This window comes from Stenotrophomonas sp. P5_B8, from assembly GCF_054049855.1.
In genome coordinates, this window is sequence record NZ_JBFULO010000110.1 from 1 (window position 1) to 10,796 (window position 10,796).

10 protein-coding genes are annotated in these 10,796 nt (G+C 68.0%); 3 read left to right on the forward strand and 7 right to left on the reverse strand.

The features are described from left to right. Positions 1–362: 362 nt before the first annotated feature. From ACXJKH_RS08440 to ACXJKH_RS08470, 7 genes are all read right to left on the reverse strand, one after another. A complete protein-coding gene (locus ACXJKH_RS08440) occupies positions 363–2,036 on the reverse strand; it encodes a DUF4166 domain-containing protein (protein ID WP_457319089.1) in 1,674 nt (557 codons plus the stop codon). Between the two features lie 88 nt (positions 2,037–2,124). Next, on the reverse strand, positions 2,125–2,796 hold the full coding sequence (locus ACXJKH_RS08445) for a rhomboid family intramembrane serine protease (protein ID WP_457319090.1): 672 nt from the start codon (positions 2,794–2,796) through the stop codon (positions 2,125–2,127). 101 nt (positions 2,797–2,897) lie between these two features. Beyond that, positions 2,898–3,263 carry an MGMT family protein gene (locus ACXJKH_RS08450; protein WP_256774593.1) on the reverse strand — a complete coding sequence of 122 codons (366 nt, stop codon included), beginning with the start codon at positions 3,261–3,263 and terminating at the stop codon, positions 2,898–2,900. Further along, entirely contained in the window at positions 3,260–4,180 is a 921-nt protein-coding gene (locus ACXJKH_RS08455; RefSeq protein ID WP_457319091.1) for a DMT family transporter, read from the reverse strand. The genes ACXJKH_RS08450 and ACXJKH_RS08455 overlap by 4 nt, the downstream gene beginning before the upstream one ends. A 274-nt stretch (positions 4,181–4,454) precedes the next feature. Beyond that, positions 4,455–5,810 carry a glutathione-disulfide reductase gene (gene gorA, locus ACXJKH_RS08460; RefSeq protein WP_457319092.1) on the reverse strand — a complete coding sequence of 452 codons (1,356 nt, stop codon included), beginning with the start codon at positions 5,808–5,810 and terminating at the stop codon, positions 4,455–4,457. Between the two features lie 184 nt (positions 5,811–5,994). Next, positions 5,995–7,257 (reverse strand): DUF418 domain-containing protein, encoded by a 1,263-nt coding sequence (locus ACXJKH_RS08465; protein ID WP_457319093.1) that lies wholly within the window; start codon positions 7,255–7,257, stop codon positions 5,995–5,997. A 117-nt stretch (positions 7,258–7,374) separates the two neighbouring features. Next, the gene (locus ACXJKH_RS08470) at positions 7,375–7,854 is read right to left on the reverse strand and encodes an FKBP-type peptidyl-prolyl cis-trans isomerase (protein WP_457319094.1); all 480 of its coding nucleotides are present in this window, start codon (positions 7,852–7,854) and stop codon (positions 7,375–7,377) included. 111 nt (positions 7,855–7,965) lie between these two features. Between ACXJKH_RS08470 and ACXJKH_RS08475 the strand changes: the two genes are divergently transcribed. From ACXJKH_RS08475 to ACXJKH_RS08485, 3 genes are all read left to right on the forward strand, one after another. Then, positions 7,966–8,505 (forward strand): C40 family peptidase, encoded by a 540-nt coding sequence (locus tag ACXJKH_RS08475; protein WP_256774588.1) that lies wholly within the window; start codon positions 7,966–7,968, stop codon positions 8,503–8,505. Positions 8,506–8,636: 131 nt separating this feature from the next. Next, a complete protein-coding gene (locus ACXJKH_RS08480; RefSeq protein ID WP_457319095.1) occupies positions 8,637–9,413 on the forward strand; it encodes a C40 family peptidase in 777 nt (258 codons plus the stop codon). Positions 9,414–10,097: 684 nt separating this feature from the next. Further along, positions 10,098–10,796: sigma 54-interacting transcriptional regulator (locus ACXJKH_RS08485; RefSeq protein ID WP_457319096.1), on the forward strand; the 699-nt coding region annotated here is incomplete at its 3' end.

Consider the following 10,796-nt stretch of genomic DNA (forward strand, 5'->3'; position numbering starts at 1 on the left):
GCGTCGGCCTGCGGCCGCCCCCTCCCCCTTTATTTCGCCTCCAAGGGCATGGGGACCCAGCGCCCGACCCACCGACCAGCGTAAGAAACGCCTGGCTTCCACCTGCTCACCGCGAGCCGAACCCCGTAGCGGCCGGTAGGTTCCTGGGCAAAATAAAGGAGGAGGCCGCCAGGCCGGGGGACACTACGCCAGGGGCCTACCGGCCGCTACGGGGCCCTCACGCTCGCGACAGCCCCAAGCGGAGACAGACACCACCAGATCCAAACGGCCCTTGACTGCATAGCCACGCGCGTATGGCCGTGCGCGATCTGCGACGGCCCTTGAAACAACACGCTCCCCTTCCATCGAAGAGACGCACTTTTTCAGCCTGTGCTCACCGCGCTGACAGGCTGCAGCGTGCCCCGATACGCAGCGATCAGGCCGATCATCGGTGCGGCAATCTCCACGTCGAACACGAAGTGACCCGCGCGCTCGGTCTCAAACGTGTGCCCGCACGGCAGCAGCGCCTTCGGCAACGGGACACCCAGGCATGACCAGCGGCGTGTCACCAAGTACAGGCGATCGTCTTCCACCACCAGCGCGAGCGCAACCTCCACGATGCCGAAGCGTTCGACCAGCAGCTGCTCGTTCCTGCCCTGCCCGCGCCACTGCAACGACGAAAACCTGCGCCCGGCGAAATCGCGGGTCCAGCGCTCGCCACCCCGCTCGGGGGCGAATGCCACGCTGACCGGCACCGCCGCCGCGGCCGGCGGGAAGCCGAACACGGCACCGACGATCCGCGCCAACAGCCCCTTGCCGCGACGCACCTCGCCCACGCCTTGCCAGCGCCTGCCCTCGCTGCTGTCATGCAGCGCCTGCACCTGTGGCGGCAGAGCGTCGAAGGCGCTGCCAAGCAGCTGCCGATACAGGCTGGCACCGGGCGTCTCGCTCCGGAACCCGGTATGGATCGAACGCCCTTTGAACAAACGCTGGTAATCGGACAACGCCAACGCGTGCGTGGCCGGGCGCGCACCGTCGGCCGGCCGCTCCCCAACCAGCAGCTTGCGCACCACCGCCTCGATCGCCATCGACGGGATGTAGGGGCCATCGTCGCCCTCGGCCAGCAGGTGCCAGCTCTGTTCAACCTCGACACCGTTGGCGATCCCGCGTGCGCGGACGTACATCCCGCCGCGATGCTCACCGAACTTCATCAGGTTGAGCACGCTGTAGAACACCCGCGACAGCGGCACCAGCGAGGGCAGGTGCAGCCGCGCCCGTGCCTTGGCCAGCAGGTTGAGTACCCGGTGCAGCACCTCCGGCACCGGGCCGGCGCCCATCCAGATATCGGTCATCGTCGGGTGTTCGGGTGGCAGCACCTGCAGGTCCGGCACATCGACCAGCGAGAAATGCAGATTGCGCAACGGCAGCCTGCCCGGCACCGCGACGGTGAAGCGCCGGCTTTCGGCCAACCCGATGCCATGGCCCGGCCGACCGTTGCGCTGCAGTTTCACCGGCGCACCGGCGTAGCCGACCACCGCGCGCATTACGTTGAGCCCGATACCGGCATACGGCGACGGCGCGATGCCACCGTCCACGCTGACGATGTCCATGTGCCTGGCCATCTCGCGCAGCACCGCGGCGGTCAGCACCGGGAAGCTGCTGACCCCGGACAACACATACACGCCGGCCGCCCTGGCCGCCGCATCGAACTGCGCCACGCCGAACACGAAATCGGCCGCATCGGCGAAATCCAGATAGGAAATGCGTGCGGCGATGCAGGCTTCGATCACGCGGTAGGGATGCGCGCCGTAATCCTGGAATGGACCGGAGGCGTCCACCAGCAGGTCCGGTCGTTCGGCCTGCAGCACCGGCTCGATGCGTTGCCGGTCGACCTTGAGCGGCCGCACCTGCGGCGCGCCCACGTAATCGGCGCAGAACGCGGTCGCTGCCTCCAGGTTGCGCCCGCAGATCAGCAGCTCCAGACCGGGCAGGTCCGACAGCAGCCGCGCCAGCCGGCCGCCGAACACGCCGTAGCCCCCCAGGATCAGTATTTTCACGATGGAAACATCCTTGCTTCAGTCGATTGAACGGTCTGGATACGACGAAGGGCACCCTCGGTGCCCTTCGTTGGAGTCCGCTGCGGCGTCAGCGGACGCTGCGCAGGTGGTTCTTTTTACGCGGTCCACTGGGTGGGCGCTTGTTGAACGGCGGTTGTCCGCGCCAGTAGCGGATCAGCAGCCAACCGAACAACATGCCCCCCAGGTGCGCGAAGTGGGCCACGCCCGGCTGCCAACCGGTGGCACCGAGCACCAGTTCCATCACGCCGAACACAATCACGAAGGTGCGCGCCTTCATCGGGATCGGCGGGAACAGCAGCATCACGCGCTGGTTCGGGAACAGCATGCCGWASGCSAGCAGCAGSCCGAACASGSCACCGGAYGCGCCGAGCACGGTGACCGGGTCAGCCATCATTGCCCCGACCAGCAACTGGCACACGCCTGCACCGGCCACGCACACCAGGTAATAGGTCAGGAAGCGCCTCTCGCCCCAGGTCTGCTCCAGCGCCGCACCGAACATGAACAGTGCAAGCATGTTGAAGAACAGATGGCCGAAACTGCCGTGCAGGAAACCGTAGGTGAGCAGCTGCCACGGCTGGAAGTTGCCGCCCGGTGAGAACGGATCGAAACCGCCGCGCAGCGGTTGCAGCATGAACGGCTCGAAGGTGCCGTTGCCGAGCAGGAAAGGCTGCTGCAGCAGGAACAGCACGATGTTGGCGATCAACAGTGCCTTGGTGACAGTGGGCAGTCGCGGAAACATGAGGGCATCCTTTGGAACTGCGCCCATCATAGCCGCAGCACCCTGCCCCGGGACCGCCCCGGCGCGACGCATTCAACCGCGAGGGTGCCGCGTTTCCAGCCTCAGCCGGGCCCCCACAGCGCCGCATCCAGATCATCGCCGCCGCTGCGCGGCATGTGTTTGACCCGCCCGCGCTCGATCGCCACGCCTTCGGCACGCAGCCGCTGGCTCTGCTCTCTCCAGCCGTGCGAGCCTTCCGGCATGGCGATACGTCCGTCCGAGCGCAGCACGCGGTGCCAGGGCAGGTCCGGGTCTTCGTTCATGCCGAGCACGCGCGCGGTCAGCCGCGCCCGGCCCGGCAAGCCGGCCTTGGCAGCGACCTGGCCATAGCCCATCACCTGGCCACGCGGAATCGCCCGTATCACCGCGAGGATGCGTTCGCGCGCCTGCGCGGCCGCGTCTTCGGGGGCCGCCGCGGCCGGCGTCATGCGCGGGCGCGGCTGACCAGCAGCACGCCGACCAGCACCAGCGCCGTCCCCAGGATCTGCCAGGGGCCCATGGGTTCGTCGAGCAGCCATAGACTCATCACAATGGTGGATACCGGCCCGAGCATACCCACCTGCGCGGCCAGCGACGAGCCGATCCGCTTCACCGCCAACATGATCGCCATCACCGGCAGCACCGTGCACAGCGTGGCGTTGATCAGCGACAGCCAGTACACCGGCACCGGCGCCTGACCCAGCGCCACCAGCGGGTGCAGCAGCGCGAAATGCAGCACGCACAGCACGCAGGCCACGCAGCTGGCATACGCGGTGAGGCGGATCGCACCGATCCGTGCCACCACCTGGCCACTGCCGAACAGATACAGCGCGTAGCTCAGCGCACTGGCAAACACCAGCGCACTGCCCAGCAGGATGCGTCCGCCTTCCAACTGCAGGTCGTGGCCGAACGCCAGCAGCACGCCGAGGTAGCTCAGCCCAAGGGCGATCAGCTGCCAGCGGCCGGGGCGTTTTTTCAGCAGGACCAGGCTGATCAGCAGGACCAGGGTGGGATTCAGGTACAGGATCAGCCGTTCCAAAGTCACGCTGATGTATTGCAGGCCCTGGAAGTCCAGCAGGCTGGACAGGTAATAGCCGGTGAAGCCCAGCCACAGCACGCGGCCACGATCGGGCCATGACAGTGCGGTGGCACGGCGCGCCGACCACACCGCCAACAGCGCGAACAACGGGAACGCCATCAGCATGCGCAGCGCCAGCAGCGTGGTTGCATCCACGCCATGCCGGTAGGCCAGCTTCACGATCACCGCCTTGCCGGATGCAGCAACGGCACCGACGGCGGCCAGCGCGATGCCACCGGCGGCGATGCGGCTGGAGGATGTCGGGAGCGAGGAAACAGTGGGCGGCATCGGGACAGCGGCCGCGCGGCGCGGCTGGAGGACAAGGGGGGGCTTGGATTGTCGCACGCCTGCGGCAGCGGGCCGGTCCACCCGGCGCGCCTGCCGCAGCGGGCCCGCCGCCCGCCGCGGTAGAGCCGGGCCATGCCCGGCTGCGCTTGGCAGGGGGTGTCCGCGCGCACGAAGGTGGGGCGTTGCCGAACGTACCACCGGATCATTGGTGCGATTGCCACGCATGGCGTGGCACTACCTGGATTGTTGGTGATTGCCGCCCGCTGATGCGCGTTCAGCGCATCAATACGACCTCTTCGGCGGAGGTCGGATGGATCGCCACGGTGTCGTCGAACTGCGCTTTGGTCACGCCCATCTTCACCGCCAGCGCGAAACCCTGCAGGATCTCGTCGGCCGACTCGCCCAGCAGGTGCACGCCGACCACGCGTTCGTCCTCGCCCACGCAGACCAGCTTGAACAGGCTGCGCTGGGTGCCATCGGACAGCGCCTGCAGCATCGGGCGGAAGTTGCTGCGGTACACGCGGACATCCCCGTGCTTCTCGTGCGCCTCTTCCTCGCTCAGACCCACCGCACCCAGCGCCGGGTGCGAGAACACCACGCTGGCAACATTCTCATAGTCCATTTTCGCCTGCGGCTGGCCACCGAACAGGCGGTCCATCAATTTGCGCGCAGCGGCGATCGCCACAGGCGTCAGGCCGACCTTGCCGGCGATGTCGCCCACCGCATGCACGCTGGGCACCGCCGTGGTCTGCCACTCGTCGACCTCCACCTCACCCTTGTCGCCGATCACGATGCCCAGTGCTTCCAGCCCCAACCCGGCACTGTTGCCGCGTCGGCCGGTGGCGAAAAACAGCTGATCGAACACCGCTTCGTGCGGGCCGTCGTGGCCATAGGCAGCAACCGCATCGCCGTCGCGGCGCAGCTCACGCAGGCGGTAATCGAAGTGCACCTGTACGCCCTGGTGGCGCAGGTTCTCGGCCAGCTGCGCGGTCAACTCGGCGTCGAAGCGCTCCAGCAACCGCGACCCGCGCACCAGCAGCGTGACCTTGCTGCCCAGTGCCTGCAGCAGCCCGGCCAGCTCGACGGCGATGTAGCCACCCCCGACGATCGCCACGCGCTCGGGCGCGCTGCACAGGTTGAAGAAATCATCGGAGACCGCACCCAACTCCGCGCCGGGAATATCCGGACGCTGCGGATGTGCGCCGGTGGCGATCAGCACGTGCGCGGCACTGATGCGCACCCCGTCGCTGCATTCCACCGTGTGCGCATCGACCAGGTGGCCGCGACGCGGTACCCGCACCACGTTGTTTTCGTTCAGGCGCTTGAGGTAACTGGCGTGGATGTTGGCGATGTAGGCCTGGCGATGCACCACCAGTTCCTTCCAGTCCAGCGCCGGCCGTACCGGGACGTCGAAGCCCATCGATGCGGCCATGCCGATCCTTCCCGCCAGGTCGGCGGCCAGCCACATCGCCTTCTTCGGCACGCAGCCAACGTTGACGCAGGTGCCCCCCAGCTCGCCCGGCTCCAGCATCGCCACGCGCTGGCCGTGCTGCGCGGCGCGGAACGCGGCGGCCAGTCCGCCAGAGCCACCGCCCAGCACGATCAGGTCATAGTCGTAGTGCTTGCTCATTGGAATCGCTCAACTTGGTAAGGGGCAGGATCCCGCGTCGGCGCGGCGCGGCGGATCCCATCAGGCCGCCGTTGTCCCATGCCAACGCGCATGCGGATGACGAGGATGCCATGTCCGGCCGCGAGCCAGACGTGAGGATGTGCAGGCACGCGGTCGAGCATTGGCAGGTCATCGACTGCTGCGCTCAGCGCTGCGCAGTCGTCGCCCGGCGCAGCGGTGGCCACTGCAGATAGGTCATCGCCCGCCACCCCCATTCCAGCGGACCGAAGCGGAACTGTCGCAGCCACAGATGGCTGAGCATCACCTGCAGGGCGAACACCCCCAGCGCGAACGGCACCTGCCACGCACGCGGCAGCTGTTCGAACGCACCCAGGCCATAGCCGTAGAACACCCACGTGCACAGCAGCGACTGCAGGATGTACTGGGTCAACGCCATCCGACCGACGGGGGCCAGCCAGCGCAACGCGGCACGTGCGCGCACGATCCAGGCCAGGTAGCCCAGACACATCAGCAGCGAGGCCACCGAGCCCATCGCGAAGGCCGCGCCACTGGCCGGCGTGAACGTGCCCGGTGCGAGGTAAGGCTGCCAGACCGCGCTCACCAGCATCACCACCAGACCGACCGGCAGCGCGCCCCAGCGCAACGCGCGGTACAGGCGTTCGAAGCGCTCGGGCGTGGCCAGCGCACCACTGCGCGCGAACCAGCTGCCAATCAGGAACATGCCCAGCACTTCCGGCCCGACCACCACGATCGCACTGAGCTGGGCGCCGAAGTCACGCAGACGCTGCAGCACCGCCTGCGCGTAGCTGCCGTGGCCGTAGGCCTGGCGTTGCAGTTCGATGGTCTGCTGCGCGCTGTCAATGGCGGCACGCGCCTGCGCACTGCCCGGGTCCACCTGCGCCTGCTGCCCCATCATCGCGCCGAGCAGCAGCATCAACGCTGCCGCGCCCAGATAGGTCAGCACGCCCATGGCCGGCAGCCAGCGCGTGGGGGCCTCGCGACAGGCCAGCAGTGCCACGGCGACCAGCGCGTAGATCACCAGGATGTCGCCGGACCAGACCAGCAGCGCATGGCACAGGCCTATCAGCAGCAGGCCCGCAGTGCGCCGCAGGTAAAACGGGGCGAACGCGCGCCCGGCCGCATCGGCGCGCTGGGCCATGATCGCAAAGCCGGCGCCGAACAACAGCGAGAACAACGTGAAGAATTTGCCCTGCACCAGCACGTAAATGGCCGCGTCGACCCCGTAATCCAACCCGTGCCACTGCGGATCGATGCCGGTGAAGGCCAGATCCAGCGGTCCGCTGAAGGCCTCCATGTTCATCAGCAGGATGCCCAGCAGGGCGAACCCGCGCAGGATGTCCAGCACCGCGATGCGCTCGCCGACGGCGACCGGCTGCAGGGGAAGGGAAGCGGCGTTCACAGGCAATCCGTGGATCTGGGCAGTCATTATGCCGTCGCGCCACGCGCGCGGGTCGCCCTGTCGCAGATACGCAACGGCCCGCCGAAGCGGGCCGTTGCATCACCTTCGATACCGGCCATCAATGCCGGTCGCAGTGGTTACTGCTTAGTGCTGGTGGCCGCCATCGCCATGCACGTGGCCGTGCTCGAGTTCTTCGGCCGCGGCGGCGCGCACGTCGACGATCTCGACCGAGAAATACAGGTCCTTGCCGGCCATCGGGTGGTTCAGGTCGACGTCGACCACGCTCATGCCGACCTTCTCCACGGTGACCGCGCGCGGGCCGAAGTTGGTCTGCAGCACGACCTGCTGGCCCGGAATCAGCTTGGTGGTGCCGAAATGCTTCTTCGGCACGCGCTGGGTCAGGCCTTCGCGGCGCTCGCCATAGGCGTCGGTGGCCTTGACGTCCACCTCGAAGGTGGCGCCGGCTTCCTTGTCCATCATGGCCGCTTCCAGGCCCGGGATGATGTTGCCGTGGCCGATCAGGATCGCCAGCGGATCACGGTCCTTGGAGCTTTCGATCGGCTCCTGGCCCTGCTCGGCAACGGTGTAGTGGAAACGGACGACGCTGTCTTTTTCGATCTTCATGCGCAACTCTGGCTGGTCGCTGCCGATGGCAGACGGGTGGGGCGGGTTGTTCCCCGCCGGATACGCCGCCATCATGACGGCCTTCTGAGGCCGCGCATTATCCGGTACATCATGCAGCTGACGCCAGTTTTGCCCGTCCTCCGCTTCGCCCCCCGCCTCGCCGCGCTGGCCGCCGTCGTGCTGTTGAGTGCCTGTGGCGGCGGCAAGACCACCCGCCCGAGCGCCCCGCCCGCCTCCACCCAGGTCTGGCCCACCGTGGTCCCCAACGACCCGCAGGCGGCCAACGCGGTGCTGATGCGCGCGATCGGACTGGTCGGCACACCCTACCGTTACGGCGGCAACACCCCCGAATCCGGCTTCGACTGCAGCGGGCTGGTGGCCTATGTCTACCGCGAGATGCTCGACCTGAAGCTGCCCCGCACCTCGCGCGACCTGGCCGCGGTGCAGGGTCCGAAGATCGATCCCCAGCGGCTGGCGCCGGGCGATCTGGTCTTCTTCGGCAGCCGCGGCAGCGTGTCCCATGTCGGCATTTACGTCGGCGAAGGTCGCTTCGTGCACGCCCCCAGCACCGGCGGAACGGTCCGACTGGACTCCCTCGGCGGGCCGTACTGGAAAGACCACTACACCGGCGCGAAACGCGTCCTGCACTAAGCTGAACAGGGGTAAGGGTCAAATTTGTGATGCAGATCACACGTTTGTAAACGAAACTTTAACGAAATTTGTACCTAATCACTGCGCTTACACGGCATCATCACCCATCGTTTTTATTCAGTGACCGCCGCGTGACGACAGCCGACCTGATCACCCAAGGCCACACCGCCGCTTCCCGGCGCAGCATCCGCCCCGTTTTCCTTGCCATTGCGCTCTGCCTTGCCAGCCTCCCGGCCTGGGCACAGACCGCACCGGCCACCGCTGTAGACGCCGCTCCGGCTGGCGCCAGCACGCCCGAATCTTCCGCGATGGCAAAGCCCAAGGCTGATGCCCCCGCCCGCAGCAAGGCCGACGCCGCTGCCAGTGCCACCCTCGCCGCCCTGCTTCCACACTTGGCGGCCAACGACACCATTCCCCTGATGGACCGCTCGGCGATGTTCGCCGGCGACCTCAGCCGCCTGCTCGCCAATTACGACGCCAGCAGCGGTGCCAACGGCGCCGTGGTCGGCGGCGCGGCCGACAACGGCAAGGTGCAGTCGCTGCTGCGCCGCGCGATGACCCTGCTGGGCACCCCGTATCGCTGGGGCGGCACCTCGCCGGACAGCGGCTTCGACTGCAGCGGCCTGGTCGGCTACGTGTTCCGCACCGCCCTGGGCATCGAGCTGCCGCGCGTCTCGCGCGAGATGGCGCACGACGGGGAAGCCGAGCWGATCAACGACCGCAACGCACTGGCTGCCGGCGACCTGGTGTTCTTCGGCCGCAAGGGCCGGGTCGACCATGTCGGCATCTACGTCGGCGAAGGTCGCTTCCTGCACGCCCCCAGCACCGGCAAGGACGTCCGCGTGGACAGCCTGATGACCGGCTACTGGAGTGCCAAGTTCATGCAGGCCCGCCGCGTCGACCTCTGAGGCCAGAACTGCCGGATCCTGAAAAAGCCGCTGCCCTGCAGCGGTTTTTTTTTGCTTCTTCCCCCAGCACGGCGGCACCCGTGTGCCCGGAGTAGTCCGGGGGGCGGTGTTGAATCTGGTGCTCTCTCCGCTCGGGGTTGTCGCGAGCGGAAGGGCCCCGTCGCAGCCGGTAGGCCCCTGGCGCAAATGTCCCCCGGCCTGGCGGCCTCCTCCTTTATTTTGCCCAGGGGCCTACCGGCCGCGACGGGGCTCGCTTGCGGCAAGCAGGCCGAAGCCAGGCTTTTTTGACGGCCGTCGGTGGGTCGGGCGCTGGGCCCCTATGCCCTTGGAGGCGAAATAAAGGAGGAGGGGGCGGCCGCAGGCCGACGCCGGGGGCGTCGCCGGAAAGGGCATGGGGGCCCAGCGCCCGACCCACCGACGGCCGCCTACGCAGTTGCCCTGGCCGCTTCCGCCCCCAACCGGCGTTGTCCMTCATGTTGTTCAAGCAATTGCCAGTACACCCAGTGCCTGCCGGCGTTCCGGCCGGCCGCGGACCCGGACGTGGGGCGGCACGTCCACGGCCACCAGACCTGCAGTGAATTCCGCCTGTGATCCTTTTCAGCAAGGTGACGCATGGCGGCAGTCCCTGATCTCCCGTCCCGGTGTGTGATCTGGTTTGGGCAACCGCAACCGGCCGAACGCGCAGTGCTTGCGGCCGCAGGCTGGCAGGTCCGCGGCGTGGCCACCGACGACTGCGTGGCCATCGGCATGCGCGGCAACGATCAGGTCGTTGGCCTGCTGGACCTGCGCGGCGCGCTGCCGGCCAACCTGGCCCGGCTTGAGACGCTGCTCGAGGAGCACCGCCACATGACCCTGCTGGCCATCCTGCCCGCCGGCGCAGCGGCCGCCCCCCCCGCCCTGCAGCCCCTGCTGGCCGCCTGCACCGAAACGTGGACCGCGCCGATCGAACTTGGCCGCATCGTCCAACGCCTGCAACAGCTGTCCGGCCAGGCCGCGCACCCCGTCGCACACGGCCCCCAACATCTCATTGGCGAGAGCGCCGTCCTGCAGGTCACCCGCGCTGCGATCCGCAAGTTCGCCCCGGTCGACCTGCCCGTGCTGATCACCGGCGAAACCGGCACTGGCAAGGAGCTGGCTGCGCAGGCACTGCACGCGCTCTCGCCGCGTCATGACCGGCCTTTCCTGGCGGTGAACTGCGGTGCGATCCCGGCCGCGCTGGTCCAGTCCGAGCTGTTCGGCCACGAGCGCGGCGCCTTCACCGGCGCAGCGGGCCGGCGCCTGGGGCTGTTCGAGACCGCCAACGGCGGCACCGTGTTTCTCGATGAAATCGGCGATCTGCCGCTGGATGCACAGACCAACCTGCTGCGCGTGCTGCAGGAAGGC